Source organism: Sphingobacterium spiritivorum ATCC 33861 (genome assembly GCF_000143765.1).
GTDB classification, from domain to species: domain Bacteria; phylum Bacteroidota; class Bacteroidia; order Sphingobacteriales; family Sphingobacteriaceae; genus Sphingobacterium; species Sphingobacterium spiritivorum.
Genome location: NZ_GL379770.1, coordinates 1,341,204 through 1,367,558, shown reverse-complemented (window position 1 = coordinate 1,367,558; position 26,355 = coordinate 1,341,204). Strand labels below are relative to the sequence as shown.

The 26,355-nt window shown below is 41.5% G+C and carries 20 protein-coding genes; 14 read left to right on the top strand and 6 right to left on the bottom strand.

Going from position 1 to position 26,355, the window contains the following annotated elements; all coding sequences use genetic code 11:
* Window positions 1-9: 9 nt before the first annotated feature.
* From HMPREF0766_RS05950 to HMPREF0766_RS05935, 4 genes are all read right to left on the bottom strand, one after another.
* On the bottom strand, window positions 10-1,671 hold the full coding sequence (locus HMPREF0766_RS05950; protein ID WP_002994605.1) for a SusD/RagB family nutrient-binding outer membrane lipoprotein: 1,662 nt from the start codon (window positions 1,669-1,671) through the stop codon (window positions 10-12).
* Window positions 1,672-1,714: 43 nt separating this feature from the next.
* Window positions 1,715-5,002, bottom strand: coding sequence for a SusC/RagA family TonB-linked outer membrane protein (locus HMPREF0766_RS05945; protein ID WP_037459634.1), 3,288 nt, complete (start codon window positions 5,000-5,002; stop codon window positions 1,715-1,717).
* Window positions 5,003-5,298: 296 nt separating this feature from the next.
* Window positions 5,299-6,411: a FecR family protein gene (locus tag HMPREF0766_RS05940; RefSeq protein WP_002994603.1), complete on the bottom strand. Its 1,113-nt coding sequence runs from the start codon at window positions 6,409-6,411 to the stop codon at window positions 5,299-5,301.
* A 101-nt stretch (window positions 6,412-6,512) separates the two neighbouring features.
* Entirely contained in the window at window positions 6,513-7,088 is a 576-nt protein-coding gene (locus HMPREF0766_RS05935) for an RNA polymerase sigma factor (RefSeq protein WP_002994602.1), read from the bottom strand.
* 473 nt (window positions 7,089-7,561) lie between these two features.
* On the opposite strand from HMPREF0766_RS05935, the gene HMPREF0766_RS05930 reads away from it, so the two are divergent.
* Window positions 7,562-8,617, top strand: coding sequence for a hypothetical protein (locus HMPREF0766_RS05930; RefSeq protein ID WP_002994600.1), 1,056 nt, complete (start codon window positions 7,562-7,564; stop codon window positions 8,615-8,617).
* Window positions 8,618-8,707: 90 nt separating this feature from the next.
* On the opposite strand, the gene HMPREF0766_RS05925 is transcribed toward HMPREF0766_RS05930, so the two are convergent.
* On the bottom strand, window positions 8,708-9,934 hold the full coding sequence (locus HMPREF0766_RS05925) for an RCC1 domain-containing protein (protein WP_002994599.1): 1,227 nt from the start codon (window positions 9,932-9,934) through the stop codon (window positions 8,708-8,710).
* 132 nt (window positions 9,935-10,066) lie between these two features.
* Between HMPREF0766_RS05925 and HMPREF0766_RS05920 the strand changes: the two genes are divergently transcribed.
* From HMPREF0766_RS05920 to HMPREF0766_RS05860, 13 genes are all read left to right on the top strand, one after another.
* Complete coding sequence (locus HMPREF0766_RS05920; RefSeq protein ID WP_002994597.1) at window positions 10,067-10,867, top strand: FecR family protein; 801 nt, start codon at window positions 10,067-10,069, stop codon at window positions 10,865-10,867.
* A 6-nt stretch (window positions 10,868-10,873) separates the two neighbouring features.
* Window positions 10,874-13,882, top strand: coding sequence for a TonB-dependent receptor (locus HMPREF0766_RS05915; protein ID WP_002994596.1), 3,009 nt, complete (start codon window positions 10,874-10,876; stop codon window positions 13,880-13,882).
* Window positions 13,883-13,893: 11 nt separating this feature from the next.
* The gene (locus HMPREF0766_RS05910; RefSeq protein ID WP_002994595.1) at window positions 13,894-15,252 is read left to right on the top strand and encodes a DUF4876 domain-containing protein; all 1,359 of its coding nucleotides are present in this window, start codon (window positions 13,894-13,896) and stop codon (window positions 15,250-15,252) included.
* A 5-nt stretch (window positions 15,253-15,257) separates the two neighbouring features.
* On the top strand, window positions 15,258-16,832 hold the full coding sequence (locus tag HMPREF0766_RS05905; protein WP_236590527.1) for a DUF6850 family outer membrane beta-barrel protein: 1,575 nt from the start codon (window positions 15,258-15,260) through the stop codon (window positions 16,830-16,832).
* Between the two features lie 12 nt (window positions 16,833-16,844).
* Window positions 16,845-17,984: a cytochrome-c peroxidase gene (locus tag HMPREF0766_RS05900; protein WP_002994593.1), complete on the top strand. Its 1,140-nt coding sequence runs from the start codon at window positions 16,845-16,847 to the stop codon at window positions 17,982-17,984.
* A gap of 71 nt (window positions 17,985-18,055) precedes the next feature.
* Window positions 18,056-18,565, top strand: coding sequence for an RNA polymerase sigma factor (locus HMPREF0766_RS05895; protein WP_002994592.1), 510 nt, complete (start codon window positions 18,056-18,058; stop codon window positions 18,563-18,565).
* 278 nt (window positions 18,566-18,843) lie between these two features.
* Window positions 18,844-20,037 carry an alpha/beta hydrolase gene (locus HMPREF0766_RS05890; RefSeq protein WP_002994591.1) on the top strand — a complete coding sequence of 398 codons (1,194 nt, stop codon included), beginning with the start codon at window positions 18,844-18,846 and terminating at the stop codon, window positions 20,035-20,037.
* A gap of 34 nt (window positions 20,038-20,071) precedes the next feature.
* Window positions 20,072-21,127 (top strand): YncE family protein, encoded by a 1,056-nt coding sequence (locus tag HMPREF0766_RS05885; protein ID WP_002994590.1) that lies wholly within the window; start codon window positions 20,072-20,074, stop codon window positions 21,125-21,127.
* An 87-nt stretch (window positions 21,128-21,214) separates the two neighbouring features.
* The gene (locus HMPREF0766_RS05880) at window positions 21,215-22,156 is read left to right on the top strand and encodes an ABC transporter permease (protein ID WP_002994588.1); all 942 of its coding nucleotides are present in this window, start codon (window positions 21,215-21,217) and stop codon (window positions 22,154-22,156) included.
* Entirely contained in the window at window positions 22,153-23,103 is a 951-nt protein-coding gene (locus HMPREF0766_RS05875) for an iron chelate uptake ABC transporter family permease subunit (protein WP_002994586.1), read from the top strand. Before HMPREF0766_RS05880 ends, HMPREF0766_RS05875 begins: the two co-directional genes overlap by 4 nt.
* Window positions 23,100-23,861 (top strand): iron ABC transporter ATP-binding protein, encoded by a 762-nt coding sequence (locus HMPREF0766_RS05870; RefSeq protein WP_002994585.1) that lies wholly within the window; start codon window positions 23,100-23,102, stop codon window positions 23,859-23,861. The genes HMPREF0766_RS05875 and HMPREF0766_RS05870 overlap by 4 nt, the downstream gene beginning before the upstream one ends.
* Window positions 23,862-23,909: 48 nt before the next feature.
* Complete coding sequence (locus HMPREF0766_RS05865; RefSeq protein WP_002994582.1) at window positions 23,910-24,842, top strand: siderophore ABC transporter substrate-binding protein; 933 nt, start codon at window positions 23,910-23,912, stop codon at window positions 24,840-24,842.
* A gap of 7 nt (window positions 24,843-24,849) precedes the next feature.
* Window positions 24,850-25,662 (top strand): siderophore-interacting protein, encoded by an 813-nt coding sequence (locus HMPREF0766_RS05860; RefSeq protein WP_002994579.1) that lies wholly within the window; start codon window positions 24,850-24,852, stop codon window positions 25,660-25,662.
* A gap of 354 nt (window positions 25,663-26,016) precedes the next feature.
* Here the strand turns inward: HMPREF0766_RS05860 and HMPREF0766_RS05855 are convergent, their stop codons facing one another.
* Window positions 26,017-26,307 carry a transcriptional repressor gene (locus HMPREF0766_RS05855; protein ID WP_002994578.1) on the bottom strand — a complete coding sequence of 97 codons (291 nt, stop codon included), beginning with the start codon at window positions 26,305-26,307 and terminating at the stop codon, window positions 26,017-26,019.
* Window positions 26,308-26,355: the final 48 nt, after the last annotated feature.

Sequence of the window (26,355 nt, the reverse complement as noted above, 5' to 3'; positions counted from 1 at the left end):
ACTGCTTGTTTATTGCTTTGGGATATTTGCCTTTTTATCCCACCACAATCGTGTAGCACCATTATCAGGACCTCCTAATAATGTTATAGCCTTACTGGTTTGTTCTGCATTTTTGTTATACTGTGCTGCGGGATAAGGCAGACGACGTACCTGAAATGTACTGGAAACAACTCCTCCGCTTCTGTTTAAAGAAATTGGCAGTAAACGTGGATATCCTGTTCTCCTGTATTCTGCCCAGGCCTCCGGTCCGTTCAGATAAAGTGCAATCCATTTTTGCATGACAATACGGTGCAGTTTTGTTTCAAAGTTTGCTGCATCATCCCATTTTATCGTCCATTTATTTACAGTTGTTGTAGCTTGTGAAGTTGCATAGTCCATGCTGCTATTATTACTGCTCGTGACATAATCGATATAATTTTTGGGAACAGATACATCATCTGAAAGATAATCGGAAGGCAAGGTTGCTCCTTTTTCTGAAAAAGAAGTACTTATACCGATTTCATAAAGATCTTTTGCAGTCCCCCCCATACTCCATCCCCGAATGGCTCCTTCAGCACGCAAAAAATAAATCTCCGAGGCCAGCATCCAGGGCATAGGTGTAGTCGTAGTAATATTAAGGGATGAAAAAGGCTCATAGAGTACTCTTGTGATATTGATACCACTACGTATACCTACGTACTCAGATTTGCGACCTTCTAAATTGGATAATTTATAATATACGGAAATACGAGGATCTTTATAACCGGTCAAAACGCATTGCATTGAGGCATTAGCCCGTGCCTCCTGATAGCCGACAAGAGTGACCAGCGGATTATAGTAGTTGAACGTACCATTCCCAGGTTTTAAACTTTGTAAGGCATTATCAGCTGGATTTGTCAACAATCCGGCCGGATTACTTACCGCTTCTTCAGCAATTTGTTTGGCTTTCGCAGGGTCTGCGTAAACAATCCGCATGGCATAACGTAATAATAAGGAATTAGCCAATTTAGCCCATTTCAGGTAATCTCCGGCATATATCAAGTCATAAGGTCTTAGCGGACTACCTGCTGAAGCACCATTCTTGTACAATATATTTCTTGCTTTAACAAGATCCTGGAAAGCAGAAGTATAAATACTCTCCTGACTATCATACGCGGGAGCTGAACTCTCGGTAAGAATGCTACTGTAAGGTATCGGACCGTAGCTATCTGTAGTCTTTATAATACCAATAACTTTAATAATCTGAGCAACAGAAAACTGTAAGGAATCACCCGAGGCATCGGTGATATCTTTTATATTTTTCCAGCCAGCCATTAGTTTACCTGTAAGCGCAAACTGTTCATTTACCCATCCCAGATTAAATCCATAAGTAAGATTATTGGTATTTCCGTTCCAGTCCCCGGCCTGAGCCATAAAACCAGAATAGCAATCTGCAGCCAGATTAAATGCGACCTGATAACTGTTGGCATATTCATTACCACCACCTCCTGGCGGATCGCCGGCAGGCAATACAGCGTTAATCATTGCAGGGAAATTTTTACCACTGATGTATTTATCTGCATTTTGCTGTTCAAGTGTAGCAAGAGCAGGATTCGTATTATAATCCGCATAATTTTTAGTACATGAAAATGCGGCAACGATAACAAACAACAGCAAACAGCAAACTTTGTAATCTGATTTTATATTTTTCATAATTTATTCTTTAGTCAAAAAAATTATCTTCTTTAGCAATAATTTAGAATTGAGCTTTTAAACTAAAACCAAAACTTCTATAACTGGGCTGACGGAAATAGTCTATTCCCTGATAATATGTACCTGTGGACGAAGTAGATTCGGGATCAAAAGGAGATTTATTATAAAACATAAACAAGTTACGTCCGGTTAGAGTCAGTTGAATATTACGAATCCTTGCGCCCAACCACTTTATTGGTATTGTATAGCCTAATGAGGCTTCTCTCAGACGCACGTTGCTTGCGCTATATACATAGTATGCGGCCATACCAACTTCTCCACCTGAAGCCCCTCCTATAGTATTGTAGAATTGCTTTACATCTGAAAATTTACTGCCATATATTGACACACCACCATTGTCTCTATCCATTGCAGATTGCTGAGACACACCATAGGCATCCATAACGGCTTGCGTATAGGAGATGCCCACCCCACCTATTCTGGCATCTATCAAAAAGGAGAGTGCAAAATTTCTGTAATTCAAACTATTACTCCAACCTATAGTATAATCAGGGACTGTATGTCCAATATAACGGGCAGGAATTTTCATTTTATTAATCATCCCGTTATCCACCCATAGATTACCCTGATTATCTTCACGCAGAACTTGGGTCACATATAAATCTGACATGCCCCCTCCTACTGTAAGCATATTTATCAGATCATTACCCACAGTCCCGAAGCGTAAGCTATCCCGGCCAAATACCTCTCCTGTAACCGGATTTACATATCCTTCTGCCAGGCGTTTTACTTCATTTCTGTTTAACGTGAATACAGCATTCGTATTCCACCCAAATCCCTTAAAATCAAACTGATAACCTAAATTTGCTTCTATACCTTTATTTTGAATATCTCCAGCATTAAAATAGTCAGTGGTATATAATGAGCCTTCTGGATTAGGAACAGACAAGAGCTGATTGAATGTATTGGATTTATAAGCAGTAACATTTAACCGGAGTTTATTGTGGAGGAATTTGAGTTCTGCACCCGCTTCAAGCGACCGGGTCCGCTCAGGCATATAATTTGTAAAAGGACGTGGACGGAAAGCGTCAGGATTTGTCAGAGAATATGACGGATTGGCAATACCTGCACTCGGAGGAGCACCTACCTCCGCATAAGAAAAACGTAACTTGGCAAAGGATAATATGCTTTCAGGAATTTGCATTACATCAGTGAGTATTGCGGAAATACCTATTGAGGGATAAAAATAAGATGATTTGGCTGCAAATTTCTTTGGTAACTGAGAAGGCCATTCATAGCGGCCGGTTGCATTCAGATATAGCCATTTATTATAATCCAACTCTGTAGTCATAAAAACTGACTGCAGTTGTGAACGTCCCAATGATTGAACAGGAATATTTGCCGTATTTTCTCCAATAGAGTAAAAATTGGCTAATCTGACTAATGGCCCCCCGGCAGTCATTCCCTGAAAGCGACCATCTGCATAACTTCCTCCAATATTTCCACTAAAATTTAAATTATCATTAATGGCGAGTTTTGATGAAGCGATCAGGTCTAAGTATATATTTTTTGAAACCCCGTTATTTACTCTGTATAGTCCGAAGTTTAGTGCTGAAATGTACAACGGATCGGTACCAGCCGGATATTTAGATTCAGCAATACTGTTACTGTTGTCCATTCGTGCTCTTCCGGTCAGGTCCAGCCAGTCGGTAAATTTATATTTTGCCACAGCACTAAGCATATAACGGTCAGTTTTGTTGGTATTGGTTTGAGCATTGATAGTCCAGTAAGGGTTCTCCATACCAAGTCCCTGATTTTTATATGGCCAGAATTGCAATGGAATCTGCCTGTCCGGATCATATCTTTCGTAGACCTGATACTTACGAATATCATCCCCCGGAGGAAATAAATAAATTGGTAACAGAGGATTGTGATATTGTCCCTGAGCAAACATATTTTTGTCATCCAGTCTCACATACATTGCATTGAAGTCCATCGTTAGCCGGTCTGAAAGATTGGCCGTGTGACGCAAATAAAAATTATAACGATTAAATGTATTATTGGAAATAATACCTTCAGCATTGTTTGTACCTGCGGAGATCATTGTCTGACTTTTTTCGGTACCCCCCGAAATACTTACAGTATTAAATATATTACGACCAGTCTGGAAGAAGTCTCCGGGCTGATAAGTAGATGGGCTAGACAGTTTTGAACCCCAGCTTGCCATTTCCAGCGAATTTTCCTGTCCATACGTGTTCTGAAATTTAGGAAGTACAAAGGGATTAAAGAAGTCAGAACTATGGGAAAAACTAATACTCATTTTACCCGCTGTTCCCTTTTTGGTAGTAATCAACAATACTCCATTAGCTCCCTGGTTACCATACAATGCAGTAGCAGAAGGGCCGGTAAGTGCTGTGACAGTCTCAATATCTTCAGGATTAAAACTGGAAATACCTTCTCCACTTACAACGGCTGAAAAAGCACCTGTAGAACCGGCACCTCCACTCGCATTCGGTATTGGGATACCATCCACTACATATAATACATTATTATTTCCTGATATGGACTTTGTACCACGCATCACTACCCGGGTAGCTCCTCCGATACCTGAAGAGCTGGGGTTGATCGTCACACCAGCTATTTTACCGGTTAAAGCATTCACAAAGTTCGCATCCTTATTACGTGTCAGTTCTTCTCCCTTTAGTTCCTGTACATTGTAGGTTAATGACTTAGTTGATTTTTTAATACCCAAGGCGGTTACCACTACCTGATCCAGCTGACTTTCCATTTGTCTCATAATGACGCTGAGCTGAGTCTGATTACCTATGCGGATTTCCTGCCGGATATAGCCTATGGAAGAAAAAACCAGTATATCGCCTTCTTTCGCATCTATGGTGAATGTACCATCTGCATCCGTGGAAGTAGCTGAACCATTGGTTTTATTCGCTACAGATACCCCTTGTATGCGGATACCGATAGAATCAGTTACAGTACCGGTAATTTTGACAAGGTCATCTCTTTTTATTTCAGGAACAATTTTTCGAAGACGAAGCACTACCGAACGGTTTTCTATCTTGTATTCTACAGGAAGTCCTTTGAGTGTTACTTCCAGTGCCTCATCTACTGTAGAACCTGTCAATGCGACATCTACCTTATAATTTTTAGGGATAATCTTTCCGTCATAAAAAAAATCGTAGCCACTCTGTTTACGTATTTCTTTAAGTACGGATTCAAGAGACGCGTTTCGTTTGTACATCGAGATACGCTGTGCCAATGTCTCCGCATTTACCTGCATAAGGGAAACGATAAGCAGCAAAATGGTGAGTCTCATAAGAAGCAATAGTCTATGGTATCGCCGGATGGCCATACCTATTTTATTGGTATATTTTTTATACATTTGTTACGTTTGGTTAATAAGCGGCATGCCTTTACTTTCCACAGAGCGGGCAGCTGCCAGGTTTAACAATTTTTAAAAGATTGGGCCAAATGTCAGCCAGAGGTGTATCCAGCACTTCTGGTTCTGTTTCTTTTCTCAGATTTTTATGTAACGTCTATTTTCATATCATAATTTGTTTTAGGTTTATATTATTATTCAGGTCTTACAGATAAATAACAGTATCTGTAAATTTATTTTGAAACGTATACTTTACGGCCTTCAACTTTAAAATGAACGAGTCCCGATGACTCAATTAATTTTAGAATAGCAGACAAATTCTTTTTTCTGGAAATCCATCCACCAGTTTCTATATCTGCCGGGACATTCGGATCATATATCACCTCTACATCATACCACCTTGCAATTTTTCGCATAGCTGACTTAAAATCCACATGATTCAGGACAAAGTCTCCATCTTTCCAGTCTACAGCAATTTCCGTATCTACTGTTTGCACTGTCATAGCAGTACCTGTATTGACAGCTTGTTGCCCGGGTTTTAATATTCGTTTTCTTTCACCTTCTTCTACACGTACGGATCCTTCTATCAAAGTGGTGCTTATTGCTTCTTCATCCGCATAGCTGTTAATATTGAAATGCGTACCCAGTACCTCTACTGACTGGCTCCCTGATTTTACAATAAATGGATGTTTGGGATCTTTAGCTACTTCAAAATATGCTTCCCCCTGAAGTTGTACCTGTCGCTTGCCTTCGCTGTAAAGGGTTGTATTATAAGTAAGACTGGATGCTGCATTAAGCCATATCTTTGTCTGATCAGGCAAGGTCAGTACATAGGTTTGTCCATTGGCAGTGGATAAGGTATTGGTCTTATCAGATGTGGCTTCTGCTTCAAGAATCTCATACATGATCTGACCATCCGCTGTTTTAGTTACCCGCATTCCTGCTTCCTCTGCAATCTGACCTGCTCCAGCAGCGGAGAGTATAATCTTACGGCCATCTGCGAGTGTGAGTGTTGCACCTGTATGCCCCGGAGAGATATCAGACTCATGTGTCAGCGCATGAGTCTGATCGATTTGAAAAGCACTTTTATAATAAAAAATCCCTGCAGTGATTATCAAAAGAACAGAAACAGCAACCACAATACGCGGCCACAACGTTACTTGCTGTACTTTATATCCCGGAAGTTGCTGTCTGATTGTATCAAGCTGTTGCTGTTTTTCCAGATCGGTAAACCCTGAATTATCTGGCACTTCAAGATCAGCATACCATTTTTCAACGATAATCTGTTGTGGGGAGGTAGCTTTCCCTTCTATATACTTAAACAGCAGTTTTTCTGATTCTTTCATTGGTTAATTGAAGAAATATAATTAGACTTCTCTATCTATGACAAATAAACAGCGAGGAACAAGTATTGAAAAACTGAAAAAAATAAAAATAAATACAACTATCAGATAATCAGAAATATAATAAAATAAAATGGGCCTAGTTTTTTTCTAAGTACTTTGAGTACATTGGTCATCTGCTTGGCAATGGTATGTTCAGAAGTTCCCAGACGCAAAGCTATTTGCTTGTGAGAAAGTCCTTCTTCACGGCTCAGCCTGAATACCTCCTGCATTCGGGGAGGGAGATTATCTATTTCCTTTTCAATTAACTCTCTGAATTCCCTTTCCCGCACCTGCAGGTCAATCAGATAATTACCTTCCCGTATAAATTCTTCCAGAGAATCCAGATAAGGTGCTTCTTTACGTCTTTTATAAATCTGATTCAGGGAACGGTTTCGAACAGCTGTAAACAGATAGTTGGATAACCCTGTCGTTAATTGCAGAGCTTCTCTTTTGATCCACAATTCAGTAAACATATCCTGAATGACATCCTGTACATCCTGCGCATGTCCCAGTTTTTTCCAGGCATGCTGTTGCAAAGGCGTCTTATACCGGTCATAAATCTCCAGATAAGCATGATGATCTCCCGAAATCATTAAAGCCATCAGTTCTGATTCAGTATGTTTGGAATAAGGTCGCATAATTTAATACAGCAATAAATCTTCAAACAAATATTGCTCTTCTTATAATTAGTTAGTGTTTAATGGAATAAGATAGTTGAAATTTGTAGAAATCAAGATATAGCTTAAGTGTGATCGCTCTAAATCTTGTTATTCAAGACATACAATTGTCTTCTTAAACGAAAACAAATACATTCCGCTACTTATTGTCACAAATATATTATCTTTTATAGAGTATACAACAAAAAAATACAGACATATCCTGTAACAGACGATATCTGTATTTACCAGAAAAGATAACACATTGAAAAAATATTACTGTTATAAGCATTCGCATTTTTTTGTATTTTCACCGAAGATTTATAACATTTACCAGCTGTTGATAAATTGAATCCTGTAACCATATTTATTTGCCTGTATTGGATACAGTTTCAATATTATATAACGGAGAGTTCGTATTACTAATCCTAAATTTTGATCAATAAAATAAACGAATGAAGACATTTTTAAAAATCATCAAGTACACACTTATCACTATTCTCAGTATTTGTTTAATCTTATTTTTTTACTTTTTTATCAGTAATAAATTATTCCTGGGATCTAAAAATGAGGACAACATCAGTTATCTGACGAAAAACAAATCGCAGATTACAGATTCCATCAACAGCGAATTATTTGATCAGGACTTCTACAAATCGAACGTTTTTCTTTTAGGGGAGATTCATGGCTACGCAGATAACCAAAAATTAGATAAAGAATTGTTATTCTTTCTGAATAAAAGACTTGGAGTCAGGTATTACATAGCAGAAATGGATAGCCTGACCGCTAAAAAATTAACCGCTTTTCTGAAGGACAGTTCCAAAAATGAAAACAACCTCAAAGAAGTTGTCACTGCTATAAAAAAACGCATTCCTCAACAATCAAGTCAGGAGTTATTTGACAAATGGAGTGATATCTACGATTATAATCAAAAACTGGCTGATTCTTTAAAAATCACTGTAATCGGAATTGACAAGGGATTTGATGATGCATCAAAAGTATCGAGAGATTCGGTCATGTTTGTCAATTTCAAAAATGCGGTCAAAGAAATGAAACTGGAGAATGAAAAGTTTTATGGCCTTTTCGGATTCTTCCATGCGCTACAAAATAAAGTCCAGGGAGGCAATGAGACATTTGCATCCGAATTAAAGAAATCCGGCATAAAGGTCAGCAGCTTTGTCAGTTACACGCTGGACAGCGAGATGTATCTTCCGAAAAATGCTCAATTTCCAACACCAAAAGATGAAAAAATTGATTGGGTCAATGCAGATGGTCCTTTACAATTGGTTAAGGGAATAAATGATCTGAAAGATTTGAGCAGTCCTAATACCATTACACTGTTTAGAATCAATGCTCAGCACTCACCGTACTTTAAATCCCAGAATCTGATAACCGTAAAATCGAGGGTTTTCGGAGAAAATATCGTTCCTGAAAAAGACAGCTTTGCTACAGATTATTTTCAATACATCTTTTTGTTGAGAAACGCTAAAGCATTGACAAAATTAAAATAAAAGACTACTTACTGATTTTCATACAGTATTCAAAAGAAACAGGCGTACTCCAATGGAGTACGCCTGTCTGTTTAGTGGTTATTACACCATTTAGAACAATGTAATATCGCAGCCGTGTGTCAGTATAGGAGCTGAAGCAGCATTCCCTGTTCCTAAAGATGGGAAAGCTCCCAGATTAGATCCCGCAATACAGATACTTTTGTTATTCTCTTTACGGATCAGGGAGAAATTAAATCCTAACAGGACTTCTTTTGCTCCGCTTACTCCTGAGATCTTAGTAATTTCATTCACAGATTCTTCATCTGTCGAGCTTTTATTGATCTTACCTGTTCCCAGTTCGCCATAAGTATTTGTACCCCAGCCATACAGATCACCATTCTTTTTAACAGCCAATACACTTAAATTAAAGATAGATACATCTTCCCAATCGTTGTCTTTACCTACCTGTACCCAGTTTTCCTGTGCCGTAGAGTTCCCTTGTTGCAATAGATTTTTGTTATTACGACCTACTGCCCACATTGTACCGTCTTCTGCAATAGCAAGCGTATTACGGCTTCTTGCATAAGATACTGTTTTCCATTTCTTCCCCTTACCGACCTCTACAGGAGTCAATTGGTTGGCAGTAGTGCCGGTCCCTAACATATAATTCTGGCTGGTTCCCCATGCCCATAGTGTACCGTCTTTCTTAATGGCAAATCCGCATCCCCAATTGTTCCAGGCAAATATTTTCACCCAGTCATTGGCAGCGCCCACTTTTGTAGGTACTGTAGTTCTTCCGGATGTCTGTCCGTTTCCTAAACGTCCGCTCTGATGGTTACCCCAGGACCATAGTGTTCCATCTTTCTTCAAAGCAAGACTGTAATCGCCTCCTACTGCTATCGAAGACCAGTCTGTATCCGTACCTACTTTAGTTGGTATGGTCACAGCCTCGCCAAAATTCCCCAGTCCAAGCTGTCCTTCTGCATTTGCTCCCCATGCCCAGAGTGTACCGTCTGTTGCTATAGCCAGACTATGACTGTATCCCGTACGTGCCTGGCTCCATTTCTGAGTCCCCGTCAATATGACAGGCTTGGCTACAGCTTCCTTATTACCGGTTCCAAGCTGACCGTCCGTATTATCTCCCCAGACATAAATACCGCCGTCGGTACTTAACGCCAGACTATGAGATTGTCCGTTAGAAATTGATTTCCAGTAATTCTGAGGGATTTCTACTTCAGGCTCTTTTCCTCCGTCATCAATAACATCTTTTTTGCTGCATGACAGCATAGTCACCGCCAGGATAATTCCAAGCGTCCATTTCTTGTTTAGGTATTGCATATATAAATATTTAATCTGTGGTCATTCACATACATAAGACCACAGATTAAAAAAAAGGGTGAATAGCCTTCACCCTTTTTTTTATTTCGTGGTCTATAGAGAAATGGCTCTGATATAAAAGCCTTAAAGCATATGGAATTTGACAAAGAAAAAGCCTGGAATAATATTCAAGGAAGAATTCACAAGAAGCAACAGAAAGACAAGAAAACCAACAGGTTATTATCCACATTAATTGCAGTATTGATAATTTCAGGAAGCCTCTCCTACTTCTTGTTAAAACATTCCTCCGATGCTCCGCAACTGATTACGGTGACTACCTCAGCCCATGAAATCAAAACAATTGTACTGACCGACAGCAGCAGACTTATATTGAACGGCAACACCTCTGTCAGCTATCCTTCACAGTTTGAAACTTCAATTCGTGAGGTACATCTGTTATCCGGAGAAGCATCTTTTGCTATCAGTCATGATGCCAGCCGCCCTTTCCATGTATGGTATAAAGAAAGTAAAATAGAAGTACTCGGAACATACTTCAATATCAATACTTACAGTCCCACAGTGTATGTGACACTGAAAGAAGGACTCATCTCATTCCACCACGGTACGTTTCAGCAGATGCTGCATCCCGGACAACGCCTGCAATTCTCTCCCTCTGACCGCAAAGTACAGGTTCGTGAGGTCAATCCTGAACAGGAATTTTCATGGCAGTCCGGAAAATGGGTATTTCAGGAAATTCCGCTTGAAACGGCCTTATCCCGTATAGCTCTATACTACGGTAAAACGTTTAAACAAAGTAATCCTGCTGCTGCATATCCGGCGCTGACCCTGAGCCTCAGTAAAGATCAGCTTCAGTTGCCTGCACTCCTGGATGCTATAGCAAAGGTCAGTCACAGCCGCATCACTCTGGAAGCCAATCAACTTATTCTACACTAAATCCTCATGTCAACCAAATCCTTAACTATACTATTGATCTGTCTGATCATTAGCTTTCAGGGGTATGCGCAAAATCAACGTATATCGCTAAAAATTACAAGCCCTACTCCGCTTAACAGTGTCTTACTTCAGATCCAGCAGACATCCGGCATCAATATAATATATCTGCCGACAGATTTGCGCCAGCACCCTGCTGTCACTCTAAGTGCCAGCAACATCATGCTGGAGCAATACCTTGCACAGATTATAGATCCTGATCTATTAGCATACAATTGGTCTAAAGGAGTTCTGCTCCTTACACCGGCACCAAAACACCTGCCAGTCAAGACTCCGAAGAAAAGAATAGTAAACGGCAGTATACTTGATGAATCAGATCAACCACTTCCCTATGCTACATTACAGATACCTGCGCTACAGATACGAACAAATACAGATGAAAAAGGAAGATTTACACTGTCCCTGCCCCCTCATGAGAAGCTCACAATCCTGGCTTCCTACATTGGCAAGCAAAGCGTAGAAAGAGAACTTCCTCCTCAACGCGATACAGATACAATACAGATACGAATGGTCAATTCAGATCTGAAACTAGCTGTAGTAGATGTAGATGCTGTACGTGACCTCAAAAGATCATCCAACTCATCCATTATATTTGATCGGGAAGCAATAGAGAATACGCAGGCAATCAGTCTTGCAGATGTACTGAATATGCTTCCCGGCAAATCAGTGACAGAAACAAATATGGCAAAAACCAATATGTTGACCCTGCGGTCTGTATCCGGAGACAGCTGGGACACAGATATCTTCAGCCGCAACAATGCCTTTTCCGTCAGTTATTATATGGACGGTGTACAACTCAGCAACAACGCCAATATGCAATCCTTAAATCCTGCAGCCAATGGTTTTCTCAATCCTTACATTGCCGGTGAATACGGGCTCGGGCTCAACAACCGCAATACAACCAGTGGTGACAATGCTTATGGCGGTATAGATATGCGCAGTATCGGCGTTGACAATATCGAGAGTATTGAAGTGATTTCCGGTGTGGCTTCAGCTAAATACGGTGACTATGCAGACGGAGCTGTCATTATTAATACACAAGCGGGTAAATCACCTTATTATTTCCGTACTTCCTTTCGTAAAGGAACCTCTCAATACAGCGTAGGCAAAGGAATCATATTACCCGGAAAACTGGGAGCGCTAAATTTCAACGGAAACTATCTGCTGGCCAATAATGATCCGCGTGACAATCTCAAAGCCTACAAACGACTTACAGGATCGCTTACCCACACCATACAAATGGGGACAAGAAGACAGGTCAGAAACAATTTCTCCCTCAATATCAGCGGTAATCTGGATGGAGCAAAACTGGATCTGGATGACCGTGCACAACGCAAATCAACATTTGAATATTTCAATGTCAGTTTTACGGACCGGCTTTCCTATCAGTTTAAAGAAAAAAGCTGGTTTGATCAGGTGAATCTAAGTATGGGCGTCTCTGCCGGCCGTCAATATTCTTCTATGCAATATCTGATCAATGACGAGAGTTTCCCCTATGTAGACATCAAATCTCCGGGTATATACGAAGCACAATGGGCCAACGGCAGCTACCTCGGTATCACTTCTGTAGAAGGAAAACCGATAACAGCAAATGCAAATCTGAGCCTGACAGCCTCTAAAACTTTCTGGGGAGCGACCCATGCTCTCAGTATGGGAGGAAATGCATTTTTATCTGCCAATAAAGGACAGGGGCAGATTATCGATCTCGAACGTCCTCTGTTTTCCAGCTCCAAAGAGCAAAGCTACAATTATAAAAATGTACCAACTATGCTCAATACCGGCATCTATGTAGAAGATGCTTTCAGATACCGTATTTCTTCCATGCCGCTTCACTTTCGGATAGGTATACGTGCAGACAATCAAAGCGATGCATGGAGTTTCTCTCCCCGTGTCAATACACGATTAGAGCTGAATGCGCATTCTACCCTTGGTTTTGCATGGGGCTACGCCACCAAAGCCCCTTCTCTGGCGCATCGCTATCCGGGACCTGTATATTTCAAAATACCACTTATCAATTACCCAAGTGAAGATCCGGATCTGCGGCTCTATCTGGTATATGCAGATATGGCTTACGCCAATAATAATCAGTTGAAGCCCACACGTTCCAATACTCAGGAGCTATCGTATCACTATAATAAAAACAAAGTCAATCTATCGGTGACCGCTTATCGCAAGATCAGTAAAGACGGCTACTCTACAAAAAGTATATTCAAAGATTGGATTATACCACAGTATCAGTATAAACTGGATGCCAATGGCCGTCCTACCTATAGTCCGACCGGACTCAGTACCAAAAAGACTTCTTCTTATTCGCAAATCATCAATAGCCTGCAATCCGAAAACTACGGAATAGAGTTAATGGCCAATACACCTAAAATACATTGGCTGGCTACTTCATTTACCGTCAGCAGTGCCTATACCAATTCTTATTACTATGACAGTTCGCCCTATCTTAACTATACTTCACTGGATAAAATAGATTTCTCAGAAGAGGCTATTTTTGCTGTCTTTCCTCCTGAAAACAGGCGTAATGAACAAATAAGAGCTACTTTATCTTCCCAGACACATATTCCTTCACTTGCTTTGATGATCAATCTGATCACCGATTTTCCGATCACTACGCACTCTACTCAATATGGCCGTTCCGGAGAACCGATCGGATATTATGACAACAAGTTCAATTTTCATTCTATAGAGAACTACGATCCTGAAAATCCGATATACGGACATCTTGCTACATTATCGGCCTCCAACAGAAGGGAAAACGAGAGACATGCCATCAAATACGGAAATATACACCTGCGGGTAACCAAAGATATAAACAAGCGCCTTCGCTTCTCTTTCAATGTATTCAATATGCTCAACTGGCGTCCGAGTTATATAGTGCCTGGTACAGAAAACCGCGTTGTACTCAATGATCCGCCATCATTCGGAGGAGAAATCAGTTTCAAACTTTAATCCATCTCATCATGAAAAAATATATACAACATATTTACATCTACAGTCTTATCCTGACAGGAATATGCCTTACATTCGCAGGCTGTCAGAAAGATATCGTACCTGATCTGAAGGCCACTACCCTTGCGGTACGGGTACAATACGAATCCGCATACCAGCGTCCGCAGCTCTCTACAGAAGGTTATACCGTCTATCTCAAAAATCTGACTACAGGTGCAGAAGATTCAGCAAGAGTGGATGCTGACGGGATCGCACTTATTCCGGAGCTTAGCAGCGGAAAATACGATATACAGGTAGTCAAAAATTTTTCAATAACAGAATACGAACAGGTTTTTGGCGAGAAGAGCAAACGGGAAGTCACGTTTAATGCCGCTGAGAATGGCTACAAAATATTGCCGACACGCGACCGGAATGAAATCAGCCTTACCCTGCACAAGTCTGTACCCGGCGACTGGGTCATCAAGCAACTGTATTATGCAGGATCGGATCTCTATAAAGCCGCTTCTCTGCGGGACAACTTTTTTGAAATCTACAACAATTCTGATGAAGTACTCTATGCAGACAGCCTCTGCATGATGTTTGTTTACGGAAGGCTTTCCACAACATACCGTATGCCTGAAAAATTGCTTGAAAATGGCCAGTTTGACTGGAGACAAGCATTAGGAACTGAAGTAGCACCTGCCAATGCCAATACAGATTACCTGTACGCGCAAGCCATCTATATGTTTCCCGGCAATGGAAATACCTATCCTGTACAACCGGGTCAGGGTCTTGTCGTAGCCCGAAGTGCCATCAACCACAAAGCTCCTTTTACAAATAAAAATGGAAAAGTATATGAAGTGAGCCGCCCGGACCTCACGGTAGACTTAAGCAAGGCTGATTTTGAAGTCATTACAACGCCGTATCTCGAAGAAGGAGTCTCCGAATCCCTGATAGATATACCGACACCGGGCAAAACCAGCCTCATTGTCATCCAACGCTTTGGCGCAACGATGATGATGGACAATATCGGTCGTATAGGCTATGCCTTGTTCAAGACATCTGAAGATATCAGAAAGTGGCCTAAATATGCGGAAGTAAAAGAAACAACTATTGAAGGAAAAACCTTGTATACCCGGGTTCCTAAAAAATACATAATAGATGCGGTAGAGACGCAACCCAATACTGCCGACCGCCGTATTCCGAAAAAGTTAAGCCCTGAACTGGATGCCGGATTTGGTTTTGTTCCCCTGGGCTCGTATAGCTCACAGGCACTTATGCGAAAGGTAGCCAGGATCGTAGACGGCAGACGTGTACTGCAGGATACCAACAACTCTTCTAATGATTTTGAATGGATTATGCCCGCAATTCCGGGAGGATTCAAAGATTAATACATATGAGCCTTTTATCCATGAAAATATCCCGACTTACATTTACCCATTACCTGCAACTGTTCACAGTCTTTGGAATATGCTTCGCTGATCCGCAATCCGCTGCCGCCCAGAAACTCCCTGAGCACAGATATGCACAAACAGACTCTTCCCGCTACCTGTTGAGTAATCCAATGCAACAAGAGCGCTATGAGCATGCACAGCAAGGATATGCGGTGCAGTTAGAATCGCTTATGCCCAACAAACTAAGTATTACACAACTTCAGTTTACAGCAATTAATGGTGAACTCAAACCCTATCAGGAAGCTGAAAAGCAGACTGTAGGCAGTTTCAGAGCGGAAGGTGGTAAAAAACTTAAAAACATCTGGTTCTGGGGAAAATTTATATATGAAAAACAACAGTTAGACAGTATACGATGGGGACACCGAAAGGACGACGAACAATCTTCTCCTTACTTTTATGCCGCCCAGCGTGCAGTGCATTACACCCGCACAGATTATACGATCAATACACAGACAGGTCTTAAAGTATGGTCACCGGTCTTTATCGCTCTTGCTACGGACTATGCTATGGGTGACCATTACAGTACAAACGATCCCAGAGCAGTCCTCAAGCATTTCAAACTAAAACTGCAACCAAGTTTGAATTTGAAACTGAGCAAACTAAGCTTCGGTATACGAGGTACCTGGGGATATGGTCAGCAGGAGTCGCAGGTAGATTACAGGAATAAAGAGTATTATGAATCTACCCAATTCCCGGAGTACCTCAACTGGTTGTCCAACGGCTATGGGACCATACGAACTGCCCTTGCTTTCTCAGATCGGGTATATACCAATAATCAGGACTATCGTGGTATAGGAATGGAAGGACGTTACCAGTCAGAAGATCTCCTGCTGTTAGGAGATATCGGTTATGAAAAGATTCATGAAGAATACGATCGTGGCAATTCATCAGGAAGATATGACGGATATGATATGTACGGTGATTACGACCTGAAACAGCTCAAAGGACAATTCAGTATAAGCCATCACGGACAAGGTATCCTTATCCGCGCCTCACAGACCAAGGGCAGAGATCTGAATGTAGAATTTTCCGGAAATAACTATGTCTACCTGCAGCAACGGCTAGGAATAAAAGTTTTTAAAGATATCCGGCTTTGGAACAGAAATACCTCATTATGGGGCGCAGTAGAGAATAGTTATACCAGTCAGGCAGACGGCAATATGATGGTAAACCGCAAACGGGGTCGTCAGATCGCGATCATAGCGGGCAGACATGCACTTACGGATCAGCTAAATATAGAGCTGGGTATAGGCTATTCTACTCCACACAGTACGGAGTTTACATACAGTCCCAAAAGCACCAACCCTTTTATCGAAGAAGTGATCAAATCGGATGTAAACTATGACAAGACTCAGTACCTGCAGTGCGATTTGGGCGTGCAATATTTTTTCAGACTGGCAGATATGAAATGGTGTGTCAGGCCGCAGTTAAACTATGTACAACGAACAAATACAGTACCCGATATCACCGGCAAAAGCAGAACCCGTGCATCAGCTTCCTTATTCCTTTACTTCTAACATCGTAAAAAATTGATACGCAGTTTATTGATCATTATCCTGATTTTATTTTCAGCAGCTATTCTTCAGTCCTTCTGGACACAGGAACCTGACAAAGAACCGGATTTTGTACTTCTTCGTGAGCAGTACGAAAAACCGCTGGATCAATGGCCGGCACCGCATGTAGATAAAGATATCGCATATCAGGAATGGGCTCCGTTACCAGCCCCTCCGATATGGAATCAGAAAGACGCTGCTACGCAGGCCAAAATAGCTCTGGGCAAGCTGCTTTTCTTTGAGCCGAGACTCAGCGCCTCCATGCAGATATCATGTTCCTCCTGCCATGATCCGGATATGCACTGGACAGACGGACGAAAGAAAGCCATTGGCAGTAATCACCGCATCGGAAGGAGACACACCCCTTCTCTGCAGAATATATGGTCTCAACAACTCTTTTTCTGGGATGGTCGTCAAGATAAGCTCCAGCAGGTTGCCCGGTCTCCTATTGAGGATCCGAATGAAATGAATACCCCTATAGATACCGCACTGAGTCACATCCATACCATCAAAGGTTACCGGAAATGGATACATGCTGCTTTTGGAACAGACAAAATGAATGCGGATCAGCTCGGTGAAGCACTCTCCTGTTTCCAGCAGACGATTTCATCCAATATTACCCGGTTTGATAATTTTCTGAAAGGAAGAGGAAGAGCCTTATCTGACCAACAGATATGGGGTATGCACCTGTTCCGTACCAAAGCAAGATGTTTCAACTGCCACAATGGCCCCTTTTTTACGGATGGCAAATTTCATAATCTGGGTTTTAGCAACTACGGAACCAAAAATCAGGATCTGGGCAGATATGAAGTAACCCGGAATAAAGCCGATATAGGAACCTTCAAGACTCCGGGAATCAGAGATGCGGTGCGCACCTTTCCCTGGTTCCATGACGGACGTTTTAATGATATAAGCATGTTGCTTAACCAGTATAATGCCGGCATGCCCCAACCTAAAGCAAAATCAGGACAGGAAACAGACAGTCTGTATCCGCAACAATCTCCCCATTTGCAGCCCCTGGGGATCACGCTGAAAGAGCGGGAAGCAATTATTCGCTTTCTGGAAGCCCTTGCTGCTCAACCGATAGAGATCGAAAGACCGAAATTACCTGAATAAATATTTGCAGATTCTAAAATTAAACCGTAAAATTGCAATTATTTATAATTAATCTAAATAAAAATAGAGTAATGAAACTGCGCAAGAGATCAGACATACATTTGATTGAAGCATATTTTGAACAATACTATGAAATGTTATGCAAAGTAGCGTTCCAATATGTGAAGGATCATCAGGAAGCTGAGGATATTGTTCAGGACTTTTTCTACCTGCTGTGGCAAAAGAATAGAGCAGAGAAAATCGAAGGGAAGTTTGAGCATTATGCGGTAAGATCTATCCGCAACAATTGTCTCAATGTACTGAAGAAGAAACAACTCCCTATTCAGGATATCTCATCGGATTTTTACAATCTGGGCGAAGACCATGATGACATGGAACTTCGTATAGCCTACGAGCAGCGGCTGGAAGATGTGGCTGCAAGCATACAATTGCTGCCTGACAGACAAAGGGAGGCCATCGATATGAATATTTGGGGCGATCTCAAATATCAGGAGATTTCGGATAGACTACAGGTTTCGATCAACACAGTCAAAACCCATATAAAGCTTGCCTATAAAAATCTTCGCAGACTCAATTCCTGAGAACTGCAACGATAGAAAGCAATATCCGGATCCGGACAAGAAATTAAGGTTGGTATATGCCGGCTCTCAAGATAATAGTTTGTTTTTATGTTTATTAGGGGGCGATATCATACGTGATATTTCCCCTTTCTTATATCATAAAGTATTTTTTTGTCGCTATTTTATCACAGCTATGTCTTTATTTATAATTATTATGAATAACGGCCTTTAATTATTTAGAATAATTATAAATTAGCAGAATTATAACATCTGCATTTTACACATATTTAATACACAACATGGTTTTTAAGCGTATTCTTTCTTTATTTTTTAGTTATCTGATTTTTGTCCTTCCTGCCTTTAGTCAGTCCAAATATCAGGTGATCATTGAAGTAAAGAGTACACCGGCAACGCATCGTCACAGCCCCTTATATATTACCGGAAACTTTAATGGCTGGAATCCAAAGCTGCACATGCTTGATACACTGCCTTCCGGAACAACTCCTTTGCATAGTCGTATTCTACTGCCGGAAGTTAAAGCCGGACTGCTGGAATTCAAATTTACAAGAGGAGACTGGCAGACATTAGAATCTACGGCAATAGGTACACTTACTGCTCCACGAAACGTAATGATCCAGAAAGACACGGTTATCCGGATCGATATCGCAGGATGGCGCGATGATTTCCCGGCATCAACAGCAAGTCCGCAGGTGCATCTTCTGGACAGTGCATTCTATATTCCCCAGCTTGCTGTAAAACGTGCTGTATGGATATATCTTCCAAAGGACTACGCTACATCTGATAAAAAATATCCTGTGCTTTATATGCATGATGGTCAGGATTTGTTTGATGAGGCCACCTCTCAGGGACGTATAGGTCCGCTGGAATGGGGTGTCGATGAGGCCATAGACCGTCACCGTCAAAGTGCCATAGTCGTAGCGGTAGCTCATGCAGAAAGTAAAGAAGATCGTCAGAATGAATACTTTGTATCGCCCAACAGCAGATTCCCGAATCCTCAGGGAGCCGGATATCTCAAATTTATAGTCCATACACTTAAGCCTTACATAGACAGCCACTACCGTACTATGCCCGACAAGAAGCATACCGCGATGGCCGGAAGTTCAGTCGGCGGATTACTGACCCTATATGCGGGCCTGTCCTATCCGGATGTATTCGGATCTCTGGGGGTATTTTCGCCATCCATATGGTTAGACGAAGGACAGGTGCAGAAGACGATCACACGCATCGGCCATAAGGCAGCTATCAGTGACCAGCACTATTATTTTTATGGTGGAGGGAATGAAAACAGGATCAAACCTGATGGCAGCACAGTCACTATGAATACGGATGTATTGCAAATCACAGATATGCTTCGCGAAAAAAATCATCCGCAACTGGAAATCAGCATCAATCCGGAAGGAAGACACGGAGCATGGTACTGGCACAAAGCATTTCCGGCATTTTATGACTGGTGGCAGGCAAAATTAAATTAACATCATTTTTTCACATATCAAAACTGATTTATTTATGTACAACTTCACAAAACCACATATCTTCAAAAAGGAGATCCTGATAGCTTCATCATTTGCATTTGCCTTCCTGGCATGGGGACATTCCGCATCAGCGCAGACTGTAGTTAAATCTTCTGCAGCCGGCAAGGGTGTCTACGAAGCGGTTGTCAATGAACAAGATGGATTTATCTACGTTACTTCTGCAGGTAGCAGGACACAGCCGGGAGGAGCCATTTATAAAATTCATCCCGAAAGTCTGGCGATTACGGATAGTATCCTTATGAAAGAAAACCCTCCGTTTGGTCTGGGAATCAACCACAAAACCCAAACGCTGTATACCACCAATACCCGAACGCATTCTGTAAGTGCAGTGGATATAAAAACAGGTAAAGTAATTGCTACATTCAATAATGGAAAAGATAAAAGTCATACGCGTGAAGTTCTGGTAGATGAGGACAACAACCTGATTTATATTTCCGATGTGGGCGATCCGAGCAGCATATGGGTCATTGACGGCAAAACCAACACCTACCTGCACAGCATTGAAAATACCGGCAAAACAACCACAGGCATGGTACTGAATGACCGTAAAGACAAAATGTATATCACGAATATGGGTACTAATGAAGTGGCAGTGATCGATCTGAAAAGTCATAAAGTAGAAAAGAGCTTTCCTTCGGGAGGAGAATCTCCGGTAAATCTTGTAGCCGACGGCAACCACATCTTCGTTGCTAATCAGAAATCTGGCACAATAACAGTCCTTGATGCTGCTTCAGGACAAATTCTTAAGTCTATTCCGACAGGGGACGGAGCGATAGGTATCAGCTACGACAAGAAAAATAACCGTATCTATTCGGCCAACCGCCAGACAGGTACGACGACTGTGATAGATGCAGCGACCTATGCTGTACTGGCCGATCTGCCGACGGGATCACATCCTAATAATGTAAAAGTATCTCCGCAGACCGGAGCGGCTTATGTGATCAACAAAGCTAAAGGTGGCAGACCGGTGGAAGGACAACCGGCTCTTCCTGCAGATACCAATGGCGATACGATCACACTGATCCGCTAAACAAACACATTCTTAGGTTTTGATAAAGACTTTCATCTTTATCAAAACCTATTTATTTATAGTAAAAGCATACCGCAACAGATATTAATGCGCATTCTATTTCTTATAGTACTTATACTCCTGGCCATTGCTTCTCTTTTTACAGGAGTCAAAGAGATTTCCCTTTCTGAGATTTTCCATTTGTCGGAAGATCAGCTGCTGGTCTTTACGATCAGCAGAATCCCACGCACAGCAGCACTGATACTGGCAGGTGGAGGACTCAGTATTGTCGGATTTATTATGCAGCAGATTACACAAAACAAATTTGTGTCCCCAACTACAGCAGGTTCATTAGAAGCAGCCAAAATGGGTATTCTCTTTAGTTTACTGCTTATCCCGCAGGAATCGCTGGTCTATAAAATGCTCTTTGCACTCTGCTTTACCTTTGCAGCCAGTATGCTTTTCATGGCTATGGTAAGGCGTATCCGCTTCCGGAGTACTGTTTTTATTCCGCTGATCGGTATTTTGTTCGGTAATATTCTGGGTGCAATATCTACATTTTTCGCTTACAAGCACAATATTGTTCAGAATGTACAGGGATGGTCAATGGGTGATTTTTCAGCAGTTCTTCAGGGACAATATGAAACCATCTATATTATTTTGCCGGCAGTACTCATCAGTTATGTCTATGCAGACCGTTTCACCATAGCAGGAATGGGTGAGAGTTTTTCCAAAAACCTCGGACTCTCCTATCTGACAGTTGTCAATCTGGGCCTGTTCATAGTTTCTGTTACCGTCAGTGTAACCATTGTCACTGTAGGCGCTATACCCTTTTTAGGGCTCATCATTCCCAATATTGTCAGTATGATCTATGGGGACAATCTCCGCAAAAACCTGCCTTACACAGCATTGATAGGGGCCATATTTCTGTTGGTCTGCGATATACTGGGCAGGATACTTATTTATCCCTACGAAATCCCTATCGGACTGATGGTCGGAATTACAGGGGGCATTATCTTCTTTTTACTGATCCTAAAACGCAACAGATGAAACAACAGTCTCGTATATGGATCATGCTGGCCCTGTTCGCCACACTCATCGTCTTATTTCTTTTCTACGATATGGGCCGCAATATAGATTATGTACTGCCCAGGCGTGCTATCCGTCTGGCTACCATCATTGTAGTCGGGATCAGCGTGGCTTATTCATCCATGATCTTTCAGACGATTACCAACAATAAGATACTCACGCCCTCTATTATGGGTTATGAATCGATCTTTATCCTCTTTCAGACCATCATTGTGTTTGTATATGGAGACAAGACTTTTCAGGTGATCTCCCAAACGGATAATTTCTTTTATGCAATCCTGCTGATGTTATTCTTTTCGTGGGTGATGTATATGCTGATCTTCGGAAAAGGTAAACGCAACATATATCATCTGCTGCTGATCGGGCTGATACTGGGTACTCTGTTTCAGACCCTCAGCCAGTTTATGCAGATCGTCATAGATCCCAATGAATTCTCAGTGATAGAAGGATACATGTTTGTTTCGTTTAACAAGATGAACAGCAGCCTGCTGCTCATTGCTTCAGTAGTCCTGCTTGCTACACTGCTGTGGGCACAACGCTATGTTAAATATCTGGATGTCATCGCACTGGGAAGAGAACATGCTGTTAATCTGGGACTGGATTACAATAGACTGATCAAACGCTACATGCTGATTATCTCACTTCTCGTATCCGTTTCCACAGCACTTGTCGGACCGGTAACCTTTCTGGGCATTCTGGTTACCAACCTTACCTACGAACTGATTCCGTCTTCCAGGCACAAGGTGATGATCTGGATATGTGGGCTGATAGCCTGTATTGCGTTGATTGCAGGACAATTTATGGTTGAACATGTCTTTAATTTCTCAACGACAGTAAGTATTGTCATCAACTTCTCAGGTGGAGTCTATTTCATGTACTTAATCTTAAAATCAAGAAAACGCTTATGATCAAATTTCAGGATATATCTAAACAGTATGGAGATAAGGAAGTATTGAAAAACATTTCTTCTACTATATCCCGTGGCAGGATTACCTCTCTTATTGGTCCTAACGGTGCGGGTAAAAGCACCTTATTATCGATCATATGCCGTTTACTGAAGCAAGATAAGGGTATGGTGAGTTTGCTGGACAAGGACGTCACGCAGTACAAAAGCAATGACTTTGCCAGGCATCTTTCGATTCTGCGCCAATCGAATCGTCTGGATCTTAAGCTGACGGTACGCGATCTCGTATCCTTCGGACGCTTTCCATATTCACAGGGAAGGCTCAATGCCGAAGATAAACAGTATATCGATCAGGCACTTGCTTTTTCGGAACTGGAGCAACTGCAGGATGCATACATAGATGAGTTGAGTGGCGGACAGCGTCAGCGCGCTTTCCTGTCTATGATTATCGCACAGAATACAGAGTTTATTCTATTGGATGAGCCACTTAATAACCTCGATATGAAACATGCTGTACAGGTGATGAAAACCTTGCGCAGACTGGTGGATGAACTGGGTAAAACAGTGGTCATGGTCATTCATGAGATTAATTTTGCAGCACAGTACTCCGATCAGATCATTGCTATGAAAGACGGGGCTATATTCTACCACGAAGAGACTGAAAAAGTCATCGACGCAAAAAGATTAAAGGAAATTTTTGACATTGAATTCGATATTATCGACAATGGCTCCTCCAAAATCTGTAATTACTTCAATATCTGATATCTAAAATTAAAATTCATTTTTTAAACCCTCAACATTCAACTAAATATGAACAAATTGATCAAAAACATAAGTTGTATTATACTTCTGGCTGTAGCAGCCAGCTGTAACAGCAGTAAGAAAAATGACGGGACCGCTACAGACTCCATCACTGTAGAACATAAACTCGGTAAAGCTCAGGTCGTAGCATCGCCCTCACATATTGTCGTATTTGATATCGGGGCATTGGAAACTCTGGATCAGCTGGGTATTCCTGTAGCCGGTGTACCGAAAGATAATATACCGGATCATCTTATCAAGTACAAAAATGATGAAGCTGTTGCCAATGTCGGCTCCGTAAAAGAACCCAACTACGAAAAGATTAATGCACTGAATCCTGACCTAATCCTGATCTCCAGCCGTCAGGAAAAGTTTTATGATGAATTGAATAAGATTGCTCCTACTGTATTTGTCGGTGTAGATGATAAAGACTATATGTCATCATTTCGGAAAAACACCCTTCTGATCGGACAGCTGGTCGGAAAAGAAGCAGAAGCCAAATCAAAACTGGATGCTATTGATGAAAAACTAAAGACTGCTCAGGGTCAGCTAAAAGGTGATAATCACAAAGCGCTGATTATCCTGCACAACAACGGTCGTTTCAGTGCTTATGGCAAAGGTTCCCGCTTTGGTTTTATTCACGATGTATTGGGTGTAAAACCGGCGCAGGAACAGCTGGAAGTGGCTATACATGGTCAAAAGATTTCCAATGAATTTATAGCAGAGACCAATCCTGATTATCTCTTTATCATAGATCGTAATGCAGTCGTTGCCGGTAAAGCCGGTAATAAAAGTGAAATTGAAAATAAACTGATCCAACAAACAAACGCCTATAAAAACGGTAAACTGATCTATCTCAATCCGCAGATCTGGTATCTTTCAGGAGGAGGTATTACCTCTACGGATATGATGATAGACGAAATCATAAAAGCATTAAAATAATAGCCATATGGAACAGACAGCAATAGCAAGACATGTATTCCATGTCAGTAAAAAAGAATTTATAACTCCTCATTATATACGGGTAACTCTTCAGGGAGACGGTGCGAGAGACTTTGCAGCATGCACTATAGGGGCTAATAATAAGATTTTTATACCTCCGGCGGGGAGCAAGGAAGTTGCTTTCCCTGTATTCGATGCTGAAAAGGGAGCCTGGGTAAATCCGGCAGACAATGAAAAGCCTATTGTCAGAACCTATACACATCGTGGTATAGATGTAGCGAATAAAGAGATCCTGATTGATTTTGTCAACCACGGGGACAATGGTCCTGCTTCATCCTGGGCTCTTCATGCTAAGGAAGGAGATGCTTTGGGCGTGGCTATGAAACTTCGTAAAAATCCATTGTATCCTGCTGCAGACTGGTATTTTTTGATCGGAGATGCCACAGCTATCCCCGTGCTGGCCAGTATACTGGAAAGCCTGCCACCGGAAGCAAAAGGGCATTGTATTCTGGAAGTTTCCTCTCCTACAGATATACAACCTCAACTCGGACATGCCGGATTTACGATCCAATGGATCTTCAATGGACATCCCGAATCAGGAAGTAGTCTGGCTGAAGAAGTACTGAAAGTATCCATACCAAACGAAGGTACACACTTTGCATATATAGCCTGTGAATATAGTTCCGTCAGGACTTTACGCAGCTATTTCCGTGAAAAATTACAGTGGAGCAATCAGGAACTTTACGCATTTTCTTACTGGAAGGCCGGTGTAGCGGAAGATCAGTCTGCTCAGGACCGCAGACAGGAAAAAGAAAAGTAAATAAACACGTTCTCCTTAAATCTAGAAGAGAATAGCTTCAGCGGGATAAATGCACTTGCATGCGTCTGCCGGTGTCCGCACCGGCAGTATTAATTTCGATCTTAACATTTGGCGGGGACGCTTATTATCAGCTTGAATATTTTAAGTTGATTCGAGTTTCCTAGCTGGGACTATTATATTGTAAACATTAGAACCTCTCCCTAACCCTCTCCTTAGAAATGAGAGGGAATTAACTTTCAGAACCGTTGTGATAACTCTTCTCTCCTTCACAAGGAGAGATGCCCGAAGGGCAGAGAGATTAATTATATAACTTCAAAACCTCTCCCTAACCCTCTCCTTAGAAATGAGAGGGAATTATCGATTAGCTAATTCATATATACGTTTGCGGGTATCAGTCTGATACCTGATGCCCATCAATCCCAGCGAACATAAAAGCTTTATCGTACTGTATATGGTAGCTAATGCAATATCAAATTCATCTTTTAACCTGAGCCATATCTGTTCTACATCATCCACGATTTTGAGCTTACAGATCGTCTGTATAATTATCTCACGCTGTCTGGTCAACTTATGTCCCGCTGCATGAACCGTTTCCAGTATTCTTTTAAACGTTACATAGTAGTTTCTTTTGGCCAATAATTCCATAATTTAAATGCTGTCACTTTACGTTGAGATCTGCGATCTCTAAACCTT

What these genes read in the sequence shown, in the direction of transcription:
- HMPREF0766_RS05895 (WP_002994592.1), top strand. Translation starts at nt 18,056, where the DNA reads ATGAAACTGCGCAAGAGATCAGACATACATTTGATTGAAGCATATTTT.
- HMPREF0766_RS05905 (WP_236590527.1), top strand. Translation starts at nt 15,258, where the DNA reads ATGAGCCTTTTATCCATGAAAATATCCCGACTTACATTTACCCATTAC.
- HMPREF0766_RS05910 (WP_002994595.1), top strand. Translation starts at nt 13,894, where the DNA reads ATGAAAAAATATATACAACATATTTACATCTACAGTCTTATCCTGACA.
- HMPREF0766_RS05870 (WP_002994585.1), top strand. Translation starts at nt 23,100, where the DNA reads ATGATCAAATTTCAGGATATATCTAAACAGTATGGAGATAAGGAAGTA.
- HMPREF0766_RS05865 (WP_002994582.1), top strand. Translation starts at nt 23,910, where the DNA reads ATGAACAAATTGATCAAAAACATAAGTTGTATTATACTTCTGGCTGTA.
- HMPREF0766_RS05925 (WP_002994599.1), bottom strand. Translation starts at nt 9,934, where the DNA reads ATGCAATACCTAAACAAGAAATGGACGCTTGGAATTATCCTGGCGGTG.
- HMPREF0766_RS05915 (WP_002994596.1), top strand. Translation starts at nt 10,874, where the DNA reads ATGTCAACCAAATCCTTAACTATACTATTGATCTGTCTGATCATTAGC.
- HMPREF0766_RS05860 (WP_002994579.1), top strand. Translation starts at nt 24,850, where the DNA reads ATGGAACAGACAGCAATAGCAAGACATGTATTCCATGTCAGTAAAAAA.
- HMPREF0766_RS05940 (WP_002994603.1), bottom strand. Translation starts at nt 6,411, where the DNA reads ATGAAAGAATCAGAAAAACTGCTGTTTAAGTATATAGAAGGGAAAGCT.
- HMPREF0766_RS05920 (WP_002994597.1), top strand. Translation starts at nt 10,067, where the DNA reads ATGGAATTTGACAAAGAAAAAGCCTGGAATAATATTCAAGGAAGAATT.
- HMPREF0766_RS05930 (WP_002994600.1), top strand. Translation starts at nt 7,562, where the DNA reads ATGAAGACATTTTTAAAAATCATCAAGTACACACTTATCACTATTCTC.
- HMPREF0766_RS05945 (WP_037459634.1), bottom strand. Translation starts at nt 5,002, where the DNA reads ATGAGACTCACCATTTTGCTGCTTATCGTTTCCCTTATGCAGGTAAAT.
- HMPREF0766_RS05855 (WP_002994578.1), bottom strand. Translation starts at nt 26,307, where the DNA reads ATGGAATTATTGGCCAAAAGAAACTACTATGTAACGTTTAAAAGAATA.
- HMPREF0766_RS05890 (WP_002994591.1), top strand. Translation starts at nt 18,844, where the DNA reads ATGGTTTTTAAGCGTATTCTTTCTTTATTTTTTAGTTATCTGATTTTT.
- HMPREF0766_RS05885 (WP_002994590.1), top strand. Translation starts at nt 20,072, where the DNA reads ATGTACAACTTCACAAAACCACATATCTTCAAAAAGGAGATCCTGATA.
- HMPREF0766_RS05950 (WP_002994605.1), bottom strand. Translation starts at nt 1,671, where the DNA reads ATGAAAAATATAAAATCAGATTACAAAGTTTGCTGTTTGCTGTTGTTT.
- HMPREF0766_RS05875 (WP_002994586.1), top strand. Translation starts at nt 22,153, where the DNA reads ATGAAACAACAGTCTCGTATATGGATCATGCTGGCCCTGTTCGCCACA.
- HMPREF0766_RS05935 (WP_002994602.1), bottom strand. Translation starts at nt 7,088, where the DNA reads ATGCGACCTTATTCCAAACATACTGAATCAGAACTGATGGCTTTAATG.
- HMPREF0766_RS05880 (WP_002994588.1), top strand. Translation starts at nt 21,215, where the DNA reads ATGCGCATTCTATTTCTTATAGTACTTATACTCCTGGCCATTGCTTCT.